The sequence below is a fragment of the Lysinibacillus sp. FW301-JW8 genome, assembly GCF_058788755.1.
Genome location: NZ_JBYTBB010000094.1, coordinates 1 through 16,768, shown reverse-complemented (window position 1 = coordinate 16,768; position 16,768 = coordinate 1). Strand labels below are relative to the sequence as shown.

At 35.9% G+C, this 16,768-nt stretch carries 17 protein-coding genes and 1 pseudogene; 14 read left to right on the top strand and 4 right to left on the bottom strand.

The genetic code is table 11. The features are described from left to right. Positions 1-42: 42 nt before the first annotated feature. From sigY to AC3WOM_RS24645, 4 genes are all read left to right on the top strand, one after another. Positions 43-573 carry an RNA polymerase sigma factor SigY gene (gene sigY, locus AC3WOM_RS24660; RefSeq protein WP_492448771.1) on the top strand — a complete coding sequence of 177 codons (531 nt, stop codon included), beginning with the start codon at positions 43-45 and terminating at the stop codon, positions 571-573. Next, positions 560-904, top strand: a complete 345-nt coding sequence (locus tag AC3WOM_RS24655; protein WP_492448770.1) for a YxlC family protein — start codon at positions 560-562, stop codon at positions 902-904. Before sigY ends, AC3WOM_RS24655 begins: the two co-directional genes overlap by 14 nt. A gap of 476 nt (positions 905-1,380) precedes the next feature. Beyond that, on the top strand, positions 1,381-1,557 hold the full coding sequence (locus AC3WOM_RS24650; protein ID WP_427537179.1) for a hypothetical protein: 177 nt from the start codon (positions 1,381-1,383) through the stop codon (positions 1,555-1,557). 277 nt (positions 1,558-1,834) lie between these two features. Then, positions 1,835-2,824, top strand: coding sequence for an alpha/beta fold hydrolase (locus tag AC3WOM_RS24645; protein WP_427537181.1), 990 nt, complete (start codon positions 1,835-1,837; stop codon positions 2,822-2,824). A gap of 166 nt (positions 2,825-2,990) precedes the next feature. Here the strand turns inward: AC3WOM_RS24645 and AC3WOM_RS24640 are convergent, their stop codons facing one another. Both AC3WOM_RS24640 and AC3WOM_RS24635 read right to left on the bottom strand, forming a co-directional pair. Further along, the gene (locus AC3WOM_RS24640; RefSeq protein WP_427537184.1) at positions 2,991-3,245 is read right to left on the bottom strand and encodes a hypothetical protein; all 255 of its coding nucleotides are present in this window, start codon (positions 3,243-3,245) and stop codon (positions 2,991-2,993) included. Between the two features lie 14 nt (positions 3,246-3,259). After that, positions 3,260-3,538 (bottom strand): hypothetical protein, encoded by a 279-nt coding sequence (locus tag AC3WOM_RS24635; RefSeq protein WP_492448772.1) that lies wholly within the window; start codon positions 3,536-3,538, stop codon positions 3,260-3,262. Between AC3WOM_RS24635 and AC3WOM_RS24630 the strand changes: the two are divergent. From AC3WOM_RS24630 to AC3WOM_RS24620, 3 genes and pseudogenes are all read left to right on the top strand, one after another. Beyond that, positions 3,450-3,975: pseudogene (locus AC3WOM_RS24630) on the top strand (serine hydrolase); the annotation flags it as partial. The gene AC3WOM_RS24635 and the pseudogene AC3WOM_RS24630 overlap by 89 nt on opposite strands. Positions 3,976-4,173: 198 nt before the next feature. Beyond that, positions 4,174-5,172, top strand: coding sequence for an ABC transporter substrate-binding protein (locus AC3WOM_RS24625; protein WP_492448769.1), 999 nt, complete (start codon positions 4,174-4,176; stop codon positions 5,170-5,172). 138 nt (positions 5,173-5,310) lie between these two features. Then, entirely contained in the window at positions 5,311-6,972 is a 1,662-nt protein-coding gene (locus AC3WOM_RS24620; RefSeq protein WP_427537190.1) for a helix-turn-helix domain-containing protein, read from the top strand. Between the two features lie 1,037 nt (positions 6,973-8,009). On the opposite strand, the gene AC3WOM_RS24615 is transcribed toward AC3WOM_RS24620, so the two are convergent. Together AC3WOM_RS24615 and AC3WOM_RS24610 are read right to left on the bottom strand one after the other, a co-directional pair. Beyond that, positions 8,010-9,176 carry an aminotransferase gene (locus AC3WOM_RS24615; RefSeq protein ID WP_492448768.1) on the bottom strand — a complete coding sequence of 389 codons (1,167 nt, stop codon included), beginning with the start codon at positions 9,174-9,176 and terminating at the stop codon, positions 8,010-8,012. After that, positions 9,176-9,676, bottom strand: a complete 501-nt coding sequence (locus AC3WOM_RS24610) for an Lrp/AsnC family transcriptional regulator (protein ID WP_492448767.1) — start codon at positions 9,674-9,676, stop codon at positions 9,176-9,178. Before AC3WOM_RS24610 ends, AC3WOM_RS24615 begins: the two co-directional genes overlap by 1 nt. A gap of 170 nt (positions 9,677-9,846) precedes the next feature. Between AC3WOM_RS24610 and AC3WOM_RS24605 the strand changes: the two genes are divergently transcribed. The 7 genes from AC3WOM_RS24605 (at position 9,847) to AC3WOM_RS24575 (ending at position 16,549) form a co-directional block, all read left to right on the top strand. Beyond that, positions 9,847-10,023 carry a hypothetical protein gene (locus tag AC3WOM_RS24605; protein ID WP_492448766.1) on the top strand — a complete coding sequence of 59 codons (177 nt, stop codon included), beginning with the start codon at positions 9,847-9,849 and terminating at the stop codon, positions 10,021-10,023. Between the two features lie 167 nt (positions 10,024-10,190). After that, positions 10,191-11,066 carry a helix-turn-helix transcriptional regulator gene (locus AC3WOM_RS24600; protein WP_492448765.1) on the top strand — a complete coding sequence of 292 codons (876 nt, stop codon included), beginning with the start codon at positions 10,191-10,193 and terminating at the stop codon, positions 11,064-11,066. Between the two features lie 558 nt (positions 11,067-11,624). Further along, on the top strand, positions 11,625-12,986 hold the full coding sequence (locus AC3WOM_RS24595) for a TraB/GumN family protein (RefSeq protein ID WP_492448764.1): 1,362 nt from the start codon (positions 11,625-11,627) through the stop codon (positions 12,984-12,986). A gap of 271 nt (positions 12,987-13,257) precedes the next feature. Then, positions 13,258-13,494, top strand: coding sequence for a small acid-soluble spore protein Tlp (tlp, locus tag AC3WOM_RS24590; RefSeq protein ID WP_492448763.1), 237 nt, complete (start codon positions 13,258-13,260; stop codon positions 13,492-13,494). 155 nt (positions 13,495-13,649) lie between these two features. Beyond that, positions 13,650-14,120 carry a GNAT family N-acetyltransferase gene (locus tag AC3WOM_RS24585; RefSeq protein WP_492448762.1) on the top strand — a complete coding sequence of 157 codons (471 nt, stop codon included), beginning with the start codon at positions 13,650-13,652 and terminating at the stop codon, positions 14,118-14,120. Between the two features lie 280 nt (positions 14,121-14,400). Continuing rightward, positions 14,401-14,934 (top strand): RNA polymerase sigma factor, encoded by a 534-nt coding sequence (locus tag AC3WOM_RS24580; protein ID WP_492448761.1) that lies wholly within the window; start codon positions 14,401-14,403, stop codon positions 14,932-14,934. Next, positions 14,921-16,549, top strand: coding sequence for a DUF4179 domain-containing protein (locus AC3WOM_RS24575; protein ID WP_492448760.1), 1,629 nt, complete (start codon positions 14,921-14,923; stop codon positions 16,547-16,549). The genes AC3WOM_RS24580 and AC3WOM_RS24575 overlap by 14 nt, the downstream gene beginning before the upstream one ends. Positions 16,550-16,768 lie beyond the last annotated feature (219 nt).

Genomic DNA, 16,768 nt, shown 5'->3' with positions numbered 1-16,768 from the left:
AGTCGTATTACATATAAATCATTATTGTATGGAGTAGATCTCATGGATGAAAAGGATTTAATTCGAAAGGCGAAAAAAGGAGATACATTGGCTCTTTCGAAACTGCTACAACAGAATTATTCGTTCCTCGTAAAGTATTTAATGAAAGTTACCCTTCAGCCACAAATCGCAGAAGATTTAACACAAGAGACGATGATGAAGTGTATTGAAAAAATCCAACTGTATAATGGTGAATCTAAGTTTTCCTCATGGCTTATCACAATCGCAACGAACCTTTTTATCGATCAACAGCGTAGAAAGAAGCGGGAGAAAAATTGGCTAGAGCAGGAACAAGCGCTCCGAAAAATGAAATGGAATGTAGCCAATATGAACGAAGAATGGACTGATGTACTTGATGTACTTGCTCAAATTAATGAAGAAATACGTATGCCAATCGTGTTAAAGCATTATTACGGATATTCATATGAGGAAATTGGAAAAATGATGGGTATTGCAGAAGGAACAGTAAAATCTCGAGTTTCAAATGGTCTAAAAAGTGTACGAAAGGAGTTGGCTGAACTTGAAGGAGCATGATTCTAAAAATAGTAATTCTATGTTGGATGTTGAAGATGAATTAACGGTTAGGCAATTAAAAGATGGTTTAGAAAAACTAAATCAATGGAATCCAGTATCTACTCCAAACTTACAATGGTTTCAACAGAATGTTGAATTAGAGAAAAAAAGAATACGAAAAAAACAATGGAAAGATCTCCTCACGTTTATCTCTGTTGCAGTATTTGTGCTTTCGGTTGGGATTGCTGTCGTTTATCGCCAGCCAATTCTTTTTCTTTATTTTCAGCTTGTGGGGATTATCTTATTGCCCTTAGCTCTTAACAAAACTAGAAAGAAGGTCAGTAATGAATGATCTCAAACGAACTAAGTAGCACACCACTTTGGTTATGCGTCGTGATTGCATTCATTCTGATTTGTCAGAGCTCATGGATGTTTTGGGATGCACGGAAGAGGGGACACAATGGTTGGCTATGGGGCTTTTTAGGCCTTATTCAATTTCCAATGTATCTTATTATCTATCTTATTTTTACAAGAAAAATATTTAAAAGAAAGGTCTCAGGCTCAAATTCCTGAGATTTTTTTTTATATTTTTTAGTGAGTGAACGATTAGACGAACGTAATCGTATTAAGGGAAATAAACAATTTGGAGGAGAAAAATGAATGAACTGTTAAATGGAATCCCATGAGGAGCGGTTGCGCCAATTCTTGTCTTACAATTAGGAAATTATATCTATCATGTTGAGACAGAAGAAAACAATAATTAATATAACAAAAGAAACAAAGATACATAATTCAATAACTTTCAAACTAAAATCAAGGAGGTTACTTATGACAAAACAAAGCACTACCACTACAGAGCTTTGTGAAAAAGTTAGTGATATTCCGCGAATAACATTGTACCGAAATATCAAACTTTTATTGGACAACAATATTTTAACGGTAGTTTCTGAGAAAAAAATCGGGGGAGCTTTGAAAGAACCCTGGCCATGCATATTGAAGAAATAACGAAGCATAACACACTTGAAAATGCCTCTTAAAATGCTTTAGGGTTTTTAAGGAATAGATATACAAGATTTCGCAATTATTTTAACAGCGAAAATCAAGACCCTGGTAAAGATAAAATTTTTATGACTAACACAGTAATGATGACTGACATGAAATTTGACGGATTTCTTTTGGAATTACGAGGATTATTACTAAAATATAGCTTTGAAGTTACAGACGGAAGAAAAGCCAGAGATATTTCTATTATCTCTTCCCCCACAGAAAAGGAGTAATCATATTGAGTAAAATTAAAAAGAAAAAAGGTAAAAAGATAATGTATGTTTTTGCATGGATCTTAGGAATAATTGTTTGTCTGAATGTAATAGGATTTGCAATCAACAAAATATTCTTTTCAAATGAGCTTGAAGCTATCTCGCCTTACGGGGAAATGGTAGAAGTAAACAATCAGAAAATGCATGTATATTCAATGGGACAGGGAGAGAAAACCATTGTTTTGTTACCGGGTTTTGGGTTGCCTTTGCCAAGTGCAGATTTTGGTCCATTAATGAGAGAACTCTCGAAAGATTATACTGTAGTTACTGTTGAATATTTTGGAATGGGGTTCAGTGACGAGACAGATACACCACGAACAAATGAAAATTATATGGAAGAAATCAGAACAGCATTATCTTTGGCTGGTATGAAGCCACCATATGTCTTAATGCCTCATTCTGCGTCCGGAGTTTACAGCGAATATTATGCAGCAAAATATCCTAACGAAGTCTCTGCGATTATTATGTTAGACACAACTCCAACAGTAAAAATGGAATCTAATTTACAATCCTTCATGTTGGACCCCAAAACTGTAAAAATCACATATGGTTTTAATACGTTACTGCAAGAGACTGGATTAAGTCGAATCTACTTTGGATTGGTACCTTCTGCTCAAACAGTTGAAAATGGCTATATCGAAAAAGAAATCAGTGATAATAAATTATTTTCTTATCATGTTGTCAACGATACGATCATTAATCAGGCTTTGAGTTTAAATGACAATGTCAATGAGGTAAACAGTGTAGTCTTCCCTTCAGAAATACCTGTATTGAAGCTAATATCCTCAGTACAATTAAAACAACAAAAAGATGGAGAAGAGATTCAAAAAAATCATTTAAATCGACTTGGTGCAAACGCTGAGTCACAAATTATTGACGGCTCTCATGGATTCTTTCAAACTCATGTTACAGATATCAGTGATGCCACAAGTAATTTCCTTAAAAAAATCAACTAAGGGCTTGTTACAAATACAGACTAAAGGGAGCTAGAAATATAATCTCTTTATAATGCCATTCCTTTTAAACTGTCGTTTTACTCTTTATCTGAATTTTGGGTTTTGTCATGAAATATAACAAGAAATGGTTGGCTGATCTGAGTTAATTGACATGAGTGATAATTGATTAAACAGCTGTAGTATCCCAAAATATACTGATTCCAAAAGCTACTACTACTCCAGCAAAAATCCAACTCATAGCATATTTCTTTAACCTAAAATTATTTATACTCAACATTAAAAAGCAAAAAGTCATAACAAGTTGTATCCAAATTGGTCTATCAAAACTCTCTTTATACCAAATGAAGGAATAAAGAACACCGATAACCATAATAGACAGCACTGCTAACGCAATTCTATTAAATATGCTAGACTTTTGCAAACCTAAAAACCTCCTTAATATGGCTTTGTATTAAAATACCAATCACCAGTACCTCTTAAATGTTCATTCATACTAAAACCTGCAACGGAAGCAATTACTCTAACATTATCGTTTCTAATTGCATTGTACTTTGTTCCGTATCCTGTATCAACTAGACTCTTAGTTCTGTACTGATCATATGTTTTTTTCAGAAAATGTATTAACGGCGACACAGCACTGCAACATGCTTCACTGGTCGTACTTCCTGAACAGAAGATGGCAGTGGTTGTGTTGTCCTCCGGCGGTAGCAGCACTACAAATCAACTGATGGCGACTGAAATACTGCTCGCTGCGCTTAAAGAGAAGGGCACAATTAAGGATATCAAGCCGAACAAATCTTTTGCAAGCCTGTCAAAGCCAAAATGCCTCAAGACGTAGCGAAGAAAGCGGGTTTTTACGGCAATAGTTTCAGTCAATTCAAAATAGAAATTACGAAGAACTAATCTTACCATCTAATCCAGAAGAAAAATATTTATATACTGCGAATGGAAGCTTTATTAATGAGAAGGGTACCTCCAAGTTCAATTTCGTCACTGAGAAGAATGGACGAATTTATTTGAAGGATAGCACATATTCATCGCTGCCAGGTTTAGGGCAATCAGTGGTTACTCAATATGTAACCGAGAAACTAGAAAAGAATGTGCTATCGAAGGAAATCACTGCCGCATGGGCAAAGCGGGAAGGCGTCAAGTTGGATACAAAAAACATCTGCTGAATGAAGATAAATGAAATAAGCGAACGGGTATTTTTTGTTTTGGTGTGGATATTGACATTTATCCAAATAAATCATTGCGTTTTTTCCATTGTTTCCCCTTTTCACACAAACTATAATAATGCAGTAAATGATAATCATTTTCAATTAAAGGTAAGAAGGAAAGGGGCAATAAATGTGAAGAGATATCTTGGAAAGCGAATTAAACTATGGGGAGGGTGTTTCCTCCTGTTGTTATTGATATTATCGGCATGCAATAATTCTAATGGCAACACGTCTGATACACAGGTAAAGGAAAATGAGAAAATAGCTCAAGCTGATGTGCAGGCAGAGGAAAGTGAGAAAACAGTTCAATATACAACGATTACAGGTGAACAGATTGAAATACCTGCAGATCCAAAACGAGTGGTTTATATTGGTCAGACGATTGGTGATTTCTTGGCGATGGATATTCCCGTTGTTGGTAATAATCTTCCCAAAGATATTCCTAGTTTCTATGAAGGTAAACTTGAAGGAATCGTCGATATTGGAAATCCAGCTGACTTAGAGACGATTCTGACTTTAAAACCTGATCTGATTATTAACGGTTATTACAAGGCGGATCCAAACCATAATGAAGAATTATCAAAAATTGCTACTACTATCCCTTTCAACCCAGCTCTTCCTTATACAGAACGTGTAAAGGAGATGGGGAATATCTTGGGTAAACAGGAAGAGGTAGCTCAATTGATTGCTAAGTTTGAAACACAGTCTAAAGAAATGTTTGATAAGTTTCAATTAGTAGAAGGGGAAACCGCAACAGTTTTCTACCAGTTAGGTAAAACGCTTTATGTTATGGGCGATCGTAGCCTCGGTGCCATTATTTATGGAGAGAATGGCTTTGCTGTCCCACCAGCAGTACAGAAGAATGTTATTGATGTAGAAGGCGTGTCTTTCGTTACGGTTTCAGAAGAGGTGCTTTCAGAGTTTGCTGGTGATCATTTGTTTGTAATTGTACAAGAGGATGATGAAAGTGAGACAGAAGCTGATCGACTGCTACAAAGTCCGATATGGGGAACTTTGCCTGCAGTTCAAAAGGGAAATGTTTATGTTGTTCCTAATGAATGGAATACAGATAATTTATTAGCTTTGGAGCAATTGTTTGATAAGCTGCCACAATGGATGCACCAACAGTAAGAATTTGTATCTGCCTATTCAGTTCTTTAAACCGCTAGTTTTCTAAAATAGCACATACTCGAACAATAGTTGATAGTGGGTCATTATATGTTACAATAACGATAATGAGAATCATTTTCAATATTTGGAGAGTTGCTTATGAATCTAGCATCCCTGTATATTAGGCTACAACACTATGATAGATTTCAAGTTAATCAGAAGATGCCAGCGAATAGCCACAATGAGAGAATAAATGACAATAAAACAAATTTATGCACATTATTGATAGCACTTAGTCATGGCATACGGCTGTATGTAGACAAAATGGCAATTGATCTACGACAAGGAAGCTGCATTCTAATTTTACCTGTACAAAGCTACACGGTAGAATCAAGTAACAAAGAGGCACAGCTTGCACGCTTTACCTTTGAAACCTTTGAAGTAGAAGGAATGTCTTTAAATTCAGTTGCTCATCCACCCTTGCTTTGTGGTTGTCCGTATAGTCTGCTATATTTGCAAGTTAAGCGAGTATTAGGAAATGAAGCATGGATAAGTAATCGAGTTTGTTCATCCCTATCCACATCAGAAATGGCGATAATGCAAGGTAGACTTCAGCAGATACTAGCTATGATGGTCCAGTTAGATGAGCAAGCTAACCAGTGGCAGAACGAAGAAAAGACTAAATTGGTTCAAAAAACTGTACAGTACATAGAACAGCATTATGATGAGGACTTGACAGTAGAACAACTAGCTAACATGGCTGGAATGGTTAGATGGCAATATAGTCAACAGTTTAAAACATTGACTGGCAAAAAGCCAACTGATTATTTGACCCATGTACGTATAAATCAGGCAAAAGAACTTCTGCGTAATTCCACTGAGCCATTGAGCAAAATAGCTCGACAAATTGGGTTTAAGGATGAATACTATTTCAGCCGATGCTTTCATAAATTAACGGGAAACACTCCACGTGAATATGCAAACATTCATCTTCATACTCAGCAAAGAACAGTTATCGATTCACTTGGCAGAAAGGTTCATGTTCCTAAAGATACAACACGTATTGTGACTGATGGCAAATTTACACTTGGGGAATTACTCGTTCTAGGCATATCTCCTATAGGAGCGGCCATCTCTATCATGAAAGATAACGTGATTTATCACAATAGGCTACGAAATATTCATAGTATCGGGCATTGGGCAGATCCGAATAAAATAGCACAGTTGCAGCCTGAGTTCATATTGCTTAGCTATTATCCGCAAGATTTGCAGGAACTGGATGCGCTTGCTCCAACTGTTGTATTGGACAAGAAGTTTAGGCTATTCGAGCGGTTACGGTATATCGCTAAACTATTTGAACGGAGTAAAGCGGCAGAGAAGTGGATAACTACATATGAGGACAAAGTAAGACTGGTACGTAGGCAATTAGCCGATGCTTATGTTGCTGGAGAGACGGCTACTGTTTATCTCAAGTTAGGTGCAAAATTTTATATTATGTGTCAGACCGGATTGGCTGCCAGCTTGTATGAATCTCTTGGCTTTCGTCCGACTCCTAAAGTGATGTACCTAATTGAGCAGGGGCAAGCATGGATAGAAATTCAACAGCATCAAATAAATTACTATGCTGGAGAGCGTAATTTTATCTTGGCTTCTCCCCAAGAATTACAAACTATTACTCATTGTCCACAGATCGCCACTTTAGCCGAATTAACTCCCGGTAAGACCCATTTCGTAGATTTTACATGGAATCATTGTGATCCAATCACACGTGAGCGGTTGTTAGAGGTGCTACCGTATATTTTTAAGAGGAAGACTATTTGATTAGGGGTTTATCATCAAATTACACACCAAGTAACTTAGTTTTACCCTGTAAACAAATCATTATTAATCCAACTTTCGCGTTTGAAAATTCAAACAAACCCCTGATGTAACCTTCCAAAGAATAATGATAAGTTGGAAATAAAGAAGCTACAAAGAGGTAATATAGTGGTGTACTACTTTGAACAATGTTTAACTTCTTTCAGCAGAAGTCTCCCATCTCTATAGGTGGTGAGATGAATGCAAATTTAAGCTACTTTTCAGCGGGTGTCCAAACACCCGCTGAAAGAAGTTAAAGCCTCCGGCGGATGTCATGGAATCGGAAAGGAGTACTTTGTGTAAGCACAAAGCCGATTCCGGACTCAATTATGCCGAGGCATAATTGATAATAAAATACTTTATTATTTGTATAAATTAGAGCTATAGAATCTAAATAGATTTTAAAACCACCTATCAAATTATGCGATAGGTGGTTATTTCACTTAAATGATCAAAATTAACAACTTTATTATCTATTCATTTCTTAAAAAAAGGTTGTTACGATAACTCGCTAAAATAGTAGTTGTGTTTACCTTCAAACCACACATGAAGAACCTTTATAATGTTAACTCTCGCATCATTTGTTATACCATTCTCCAATACAGCTTACTCAAGCGAATCAGCAACACATTTGACACAAGAAGAATAAGCTGAAGTATCACCGCTGTGGGTTTATGATATATTGAAACAATCAGTATGACTTATTCTACAGCCGCAGTGATTCCTAATGGTATTATTATCCATTTTAAAGTTGGGTGAGGGGTGTTTTAAAATATCAAAAACATGATATTGTTAAGGGGAAATATGTAGCTACAATTACAGGCCACATGTATAGTAATCCTTATAAATAGCTCTTTATCGAAAGTTGAATTAAAATAATTTCTTTAACTATAGAGGCAGATAGATGAAAAAAAACTGGATGAGAAAAAAACATTTACTTTCAAGGGGAAGCATATAAAGCGGTTGATTTCCTAACTAGAGAAATCAGCCGCTTATTTATTTTAAAGATTATTAATAAATCGTTGAATACGTTTCGTTGCTTCTTGCAGTTGTTCCATAGATGAAGCGTAGGAACAACGGATATTTCCTTCGCTACTTTCACCGAAAACATCTCCAGGAACAACAGCTACTTTTTCAGTTAACAACAACTGCTCTGCAAATGCTTGAGAGCTTAATCCTGTTGACTCAATGGATGGAAATGCATAAAATGCTCCCCCTGGATAATGACAGCTTAAACCCATATCATTGAAAGACTTAACAATAAAATTACGACGTTGACGATAAACTTTTCTCATATCCTCCACACTAGATCTACCATTTTTTAGCCCTTCTAGAGCCGCATATTGTGCCATAGTTGGAGCACACATAATTGTGTATTGATGAATTTTTAACATGCCCCGTGTTATTTCTTCAGGTGCACAAACAAATCCTAAGCGCCAACCTGTCATCGCAAATGCTTTTGAAAAACCGTTTAATAAGATTGTTCGCTTTTGCATTCCTTTTATAGAGGCAAAGCTTGTATAGTCTTCATCATAAACAAGTTCTGCGTAAATTTCATCAGAAAGTACAAGTAAATCATATTGTTCACAAAGTTCAGCAATCTTCTCTAATTCGGCTTTATTAAGCAAAGAACCCGTGGGATTGTTAGGAGAACAAATCATAATAGCTTTTGTTTTTTGGGTAATAACAGCTTCTAATTGATGCGGAAGAATTTTAAAATCATTTTCTTTTAATGCTTGTACAGTAACAGGTACGCCTCCAGCCATTGTTACGAGTGGTGCATATGAGACAAAGCAGGGCTCAACAACAATGACTTCATCACCTGGATCTAGTATTGCTCTTAAAGCAATATCAATTGCTTGACTAGCACCAACAGTAACAATAATTTCTGATTTAGGAGCATAGGAAACCGAAAAGTTTTTTTTCATATATAAAGCTATCTCTTCTCTTAGTTCAAGTAGTCCAGCATTTGCTGTATAAGAAGTATAGCCTTGTTCTAACGATGAAATTGCAGCTTCTCTGACGTGCCAAGGTGTGACAAAGTCTGGTTCTCCTACGCCGAGAGAAATAACACCTTCCATTCCTGTAGCTAAGTCAAAAAAGCGGCGTATACCAGAAGGCTTTAATTGTTCTACATAGTTTGCTAAATATGATTTTGTTTGTATCATTATGGTGACACCACTATTCTTTTATCTTCATCATTTTGTTCATATACTATTCCATCATGTTTATATTTCTTCAATATAAAATGAGTTGTTGTAGAAAGGACAGAATCTAAAGTAGAAAGTTTACTAGATACAAAATTAGCTACTTCATTCAAGGAACGTGCTTCAATCAAGACAGATAAATCATATGCTCCAGACATTAAATAAACAGACTTTACTTCGTTAAATCGATAAATTCGTTCGACAATTGAGTCGAAGCCTACATCTTTTTTTGGTGTAACTTTAACATCAATCATCGCTGTAACACCTTCATGTCCTTCTACTTTTGACCAATCTACTAGTGAAACATAGCGAATCACAACATTTAAATCTTCAAGTCTTTTAATTGTGTCATTAACATCTTCAACACTTAAATTTTTCATTTTTGCAATATCCTCATTGGATAAACGAGCATTATTTTCTAAAATTTCTGCAATTTCAATTTCGATTTCTGTTAATTTCATTAGTTTTTTCCTTCCTTTATCTTCCGATATTATCTGTAATATTTCTTTACTATCTTTAGAAGAGGATTTTTAAAACCCTAATCTCTGTCATTGTATACCTGATTGACTATATTAATAAACTCTTTTAATGCAAAAGTTTGATAAGTTTTTCCGTTAGTAGCTACTCCATAATGAAAGAACGTACAACGGTTATTATTGCACATCGCTTATCGACAATTACACATGCGGATCAAATTCTAGTGTTTGAGGATGGTTTGCTTACTGTTTCTGGAAAACATGAGGAGCTTCAAGAAAACCATACTTACTATAAACAGCTAATTAAATTAATGACGACAGAAGCTATATAATGATTGATTAGTATGTTTGAATAAGTAGGAAAGTTGTTACATAGCGAAACAAATTGAATTGCACTTACTATAATATTCACTCAATTATAGAAAGAGTAATAAAATAGCAATCAATATCAAAAAACTAAATTATAAATCCTCTAAAATTAGGAAGTGAGGTGAGCAATATGTATAGTGAAGTAACTCAAGATGTAATTTGTTCTTTAGAAGAGTGTTTATTTGATGATTGGCAGTTAGATGATTATGCATCACATATTGGTTATTCAAAATTTCATTTATCACGTATCTTCAAACAAGAAACTGGATTGACAATAAGTGAATATATTCGAAAACGAAGACTGGCAACAGCAGCAATGTATTTATTATATTCAGATGAATCGATACTTCAAATTGCGTTTGAGTTACGTTATCAATCACAAGAAGCATTCACACGTTCTTTTAAAGAGCTATATAAAATGCCACCTGGCAAATATCGCAAAATCATGCGAACACTTCAAGGGACGGAGGAAAAAAATATGAGTGATTTAACGACAATCAAAGGCTGGATTTTAAGTGGTTCACACCCAACTTTTTATGAAATGAAAGCTGATGGACAAGTATTCCATACGGGCAAGAAATCAGGTTTACTGTCCTCGAAAACAGATGTAGGTGAAGATAAATTCGGTACAATGATGCAAAGCTTTTCAGCAGATAACTGGATAGGAAAACGTATTAAAGTGTCTTGTTTCTTAAAGACAGACGAAGTTGTAAAATGTGGAGTTTGGTGTCGAGTAGATAATAGTATAGGTGATGTGACTCAGTTTGATAATATGGATAATCGGCCGATTCAGGGTACAACGGACTGGAATTTCTATTCGATTGTATTAGATGTACCAAAAGAAAGTGCCTCTATTCACTTCGGTATTCTATTAACAGGAGCAGGTAAAGTATGGGCTGATGGATTTAAGTTTGAAGAAGTAGATTTATCTGTTACATCAACAAATATGCTTGGTCAAGAAAACTTGCCATTAGAGCCGATTAATTTAGGATTTGATGAAGAGTGATAAGAATAAGCCCAAGAATGCTATAAAATGATCATTCTTGGGCTCTTTATTTCAGTGTATTTAGACTTCCTAGACAGCCTCTTTGACTTTATACACTGATATAAGGGCTATCGGAAATAGCTCTATTTCATTAAGCTCTTCTCTTATTAATACTATTAAATCCGAAATAGGAAAATTCATTTCCTTCTATTTAGTTTAGTAGGTGTTTCAAAAGTGAATTTTGAAAATATAGGATGCAATTTAGGGATTTTAAATTCAAATTTTATTCAATAAACTTTATACCTAGAATTAAAACATAAGACGATTAAATGAACTAGTTTGTCACCGTCTTATTTCATAGCTGCGGTTAGTAATAGAAATTAATATAGTGAGATTCTGTGATATGCAGTTTTTTATAAATTAATTTGCATCATATTTAATTTATATTAAGTATATCTACATGACTTTAGGTCCAAACGAAATTGTAAACATTTACATATTGAGTATAAAATAGATGGGTTTTATATGGTATAATCTCTAATGTTGCTTTAGCAAATATGAATATGGGAGAGAAAAGATATGATGAAAAAGATAATGAAACGTACGAGTGCTGCGTTGCTTGGCGCTTCATTGATGCTGACTGCGGTTATACCAGCAGTACATGCGGAGGAGCAATCACCACCCCTAGTACCATTGATTAGTGATTGGGCTATTGAAACATTAAATGAGGGTGAAAAATACGGGATTTATCCAACTGATTGGTATTATAAGGGCTTCCTTCAAGAAATCTCGGTGGAGAAGGTAAATGAACTGCTGGCATTAACAGAAAAGAAAATTGCCTCTCTAGGCTTAGCGGAAAATAAACAGTATAAGCCAGTAAGTGTGAAGAATGATAACACACGCGGTGATATTGTGAATCGCTTGTATAATATCGTGGCACGCTATGATTTACCTGTTGGCACAGATGCCGTTCAATTTATGAAAGAGCATAACATATTACAAGGTTCTAAAAACGGACTACAATTAGAGAAAAAGGCAACGACGCAGCAGGCTGTTCTATTAGCTGTTCGATTTATTAAGAATACATATGAGCTTGCAGAGCAAGGATCGAAGGGAGTAGCCTGGGTAGTGGAGGATGAGGATACGATTGTGTATTTACTGGGCTCCATTCATCTAGGTACGCCAGATTTATATCCATTCAATAATAAACTAGTGACAGCGTTTGATGAAGCGGATGCGCTGTTAGTAGAAGCAAATATTCTAGATACAAAAGGGCTTGAATACTATTCAAAAAAGGCAATGTATACAGATGGTTTAACACTGAAAGAGGCTGTTGCGCCAGAAACATATGCGAAGCTTGAGCAAGTGGCAGCGCTTTATGATCTCCCGATGGAAGAACTGGTATTGCAAAAGCCTTGGATGCTTTCAAACACGTTAGCTTTGCTGGCAATGGATGATTCCTTTGGTATGACGCCACAAGAAATGGCGATGCATGGTATTGATATATACTTTTTATTGAATGCACAGCTGAAGCAAAAGCCAGTGATTGAATTAGAAGGTACTAAAGCACAGGTTGATATGTTTGACTCGTTATCACCAGAAGCACAGGAACAATCTTTAGTCGCTGTGTTGGATAGCATACTCACACCATCTGAAGAAAATCAATCTGAAGTCCTCGGGGAGTGGTTCACAAGCTGGAAGCAAGGGGACGTTGAAAACTTCGCAAAAAGCTTCCGAGCGATGGAAGGCGAATCGTCAGAATACAATGAAATGCTATTTGGTTTACGTGATGAACAAATGGCAAAAAAAATCATGAATGTACTTGATGAGAAAGAGGGTACGTACTTTGTTGTTGTAGGTTCTGGTCACTTCTTAATCGAGAAAAGCGTTCGCTATCATTTGGAGAAAAACGGGTACAAAGTGAAGCCGTTTTATCAATAATGGAAAACTTTTAACAGTGAACTACTTCCATAAAGAGTTTTGAGCTTAAGGAGAATGAATATTTTAAGTTGTACTTTAATTTAGTTATTTAAGTAAAAGGCCTTTAAGGGATATTTTCCTTAAAGGCTTTTTAAATAAGGAAGTAAAAGCGCATTCTCCAGCCCTTGTCGTGGCTAAAAGGGCAAATGTGCTTTTCTTATAAAAAATTAGTGTACATATAAACATAAAAAAAATACAAACTAATTTTATGTCAAAATTTAAGGAGGCTACCATGGCTAATTCAAGACACTCGAAACCAGATGATAGATCCAATAACGTTGAACGAATTCGTGATATCGTTAAAAACACTGAAGAAAAACTTCATGAAGCGGAAATTAGTTTGGAATTTGCAGACCCTATGCAGAGTGAGATGATTAAAGAAAAAAATAAGCGACGTCAAAAGTCGATTGAAGGATTAAAAGAAGAAATGAAAGATGAAATGGCAGCACGTAAAAAAGGGGAAGCGTAGAGTAGGAACTTAGTAACTAACTTCCCTTCATCTTTCTAATCTTAAAAAGGTGCTTCCATACAAAAGCAGATGGTTTAGAAGTTCTATTACGGACCTCTCCATTGCCATCTGCTAATTACATATCACAGGTGATTTAAAAGGAAGGGGATAAAAATATGAAGATAAGATTAGCTAAATTAGATGACTTACAGCAATTGTTGTATATTTTGAATACCGCTACTTTGGATTTGCAACAAAAAGGGATACATCAATGGGAATACCCCTGGGATAACAATAAAATTGTAAACCAAATAAAAAATAATTTCCTTTATATTTTATTTTTAGATAAAAAAATAATTGGAACCTTTTGTATAAGTGATATAAATAATATAAATGAGTTCTCTGTTGAAGTAAAAAGTAAATATCTATCTCAAATTGCTATATTACCCGACCTTCAAGGGAGAAATTTTGGTTCCTCAATAACGCAATTTGCTTGTTCCTTTGTAAAAGAGTTGAAAAAAAGGCTATATTTAGATTGTTGGGCAGGAAATGAAAAGTTAAAAGAGTTTTATTCAAGAAATGGTTTGGAATATATAGGGAACTTTCCGGAAGAAGACTATTACATTAGTATTTTTAAATATAGCTAAATAATACATATATAGACAAAGCCAAATTCAGACGCAAATATGCCGAGACATATTTGATAATTAAATATCGATAAAATTGACCCTCGCATTTTGACCAATATGTTTCAAATGCGGGGGTTTTTATATGATAGGGGCCCTCTATTGATTGGCTTAGTATTGAATAATACAGTTTGCAAAAGGAATTCAATATCAATAAAGAATGACTTTACCAAAAAAAGATGAACCTTTTCCAATAGTCATTTGTTTATAAAGTATAACGAATAGAAAGGAGTTCCTTAGATTGACAGAGCGTGAATTATTCGATTCTTTTAACAAGGATGTATACCGTACATGTTATTACATGCTACGGAACGCACAAGATGCGGAAGATCTCTGCCATGACGTATTTATCACTGTTTTTCGTCAAGATTGGCGAAGCATTGAACATACGCGTGCCTGGATCATGCGCATTACGATGAACCATTGCTTAAACTTGCTTAGAAAGAATAAGACTCAGCGGGATAAACAGAGTGAGGTTCAATGGCTACATGAGCAGGCTACATCATCAATTAAATCCGTAGACACCATTGTATTAGAAAAAGCAGCAGAAGAAGAATGGGAGGAACTATTGAAGCAACTGCCAGACAAATTGATGGCAGTTATTACCCTCCGCTATATCGGTGAGCTATCCATGGTAGAAATGGCTGAAACCCTGAAGATTCCTGTGGGTACAGTGAAGTCGAGACTCCATAAGGCATTGAAAATCATACGCAAAAAATTTGAAAACAATCACAACTTATGGCTGAAGGGAGAGAACCAATTTGGAACGCATTGAGAAAAAGATTAAAAACCAAATGAAGGCATCAAATAACGTCATTTACCCTGACTTTGATCAGATGTGGAGCAGTATCCAGCAGGATGAGCTGAAGGTTGCTAGTGGTGAGCCAGTTGTCCTCCGTCCTCGAAAACGAAAACGCTTTGCTTTGGTAGCAGGGCTATCTGTAGCTTTGATGGCTACACCAGTTTATGCAGCACTCACTTATGACTGGTCCAGCATGCTTTCGAATAAGGAAGGTATTCAGTCCGCATTAGCGAAGGGTTTAGGTCAAACGATTGAGCAATCCGTTACAAAGGAGGGTGTCACGTTAACCGTACATACGGCGTTTACAGACGAGAACAGAACTGTCTTGCTGTATAGTTTGAAACCTGAAACCTCCCAGCATGTAAAGGATATAGATTTTGAACTTATCGGGCTTAAAGATTCGAAGGGTAACTTTATTGAAGGAAGTTTTAGCCATCAGTGGAATAAGGAGCTTGGTGTATTCCAGGGGTATTTTGAGACGGTATGGGTTGCTGAAGGGCAGACAACCGATGTTGAGTTTATAATGGAAAATATTCAATTGATAGGCAATAAGAAGCAGTCTATCAGCTATAATCCTAATGATTCAACTACACAAGTGTTCCCAATTCAAAAGGATGGGATGGACAGTGTGACCTTACAGTCTTTTGAACAAGCTGGAGGTAAAGTTCTCCTAAAAACTGATGTTTCGCTTACGGATCCTGAAATGCAGGACAGATCGATATATTTCGAGGCAATCAATGATGAGGATAAATCTGTTAAAAAAACAGAAAAGTCTGTATTACTCGTAGGTCCAGTATTATCTTTGAATCAAATATTCAAGGCTGACACCTTACGTGGAGAAGGAACTAAATTCCAATTTTCTTATGAACATATACTAGAAACAAAAGAAAGTACTTGGAGTATAAATATGAATCTTTCTAAAAAACAATTGGAAAATGGGTCATTTAAGCAAGTGCTAGATATCCCTATGGACAATGTGCCTGGTGAAACGAAAATCCACGAAATGAAGGTTACACCAACCCAAGTTTGTTTGACTCTTACTCATGACGATTACAACGTTATTCCTTTTAAGGATTATCAATTGGATGTAGGTGGAACTTTGTTAAATGGGAATTTATTTATGGGTAAAAACCCTAATGAAACAGAGCTACGCTTTGAAATGACAGGGCTGAATGAGGCTTCACTGGCTAATCAGCCTGTAACCTTGGTCGCAAAGCACCGTCATAATGCAATAAAGGGAGACGACAATCCGATCCATTTGACTGACATATCAGTAAAACCTCAAAGCTTAACCTCTAGCATTGCGGGGTATCCAATCTCATGGACTTATTATTTGAAGGACAATAACCTCTATGTGGAATCCTTGAGCTCAGACCCGGCATTTAGTGGAGTCAATCAAACCTTTTATTGGGACGACGATAAAGTACCGAACTTTGGGAAACCTGATCTGATACTTGACGTTGGAAGTAATAAAGCTATGGATGTGTATGAAAATTTCGATAAGAAAGAGCTAGATATTTACATTGAAACGTATTTTATCGATAAGCCAAACGAGGAGCTTCGTATTTCGCTTAAGTCTGGAAAATAACATGCATTATGTTCATCCGATTGATAACCATCTACCAAAGAAATGGTAGATGGTTACATGTTGTTGAAATACTATTATGTCAATGACATCAAGGTGACAAATTAAAAAGTATAACCCTTTTTCAAAACGAGGGATTGATCTACGTTCCGACTGAGTGCTTTCCTGGGGGCGTCCGATGAGCCGCTTCACTCGCGTAGCTCGCTCCAGGGTCTCATCTGT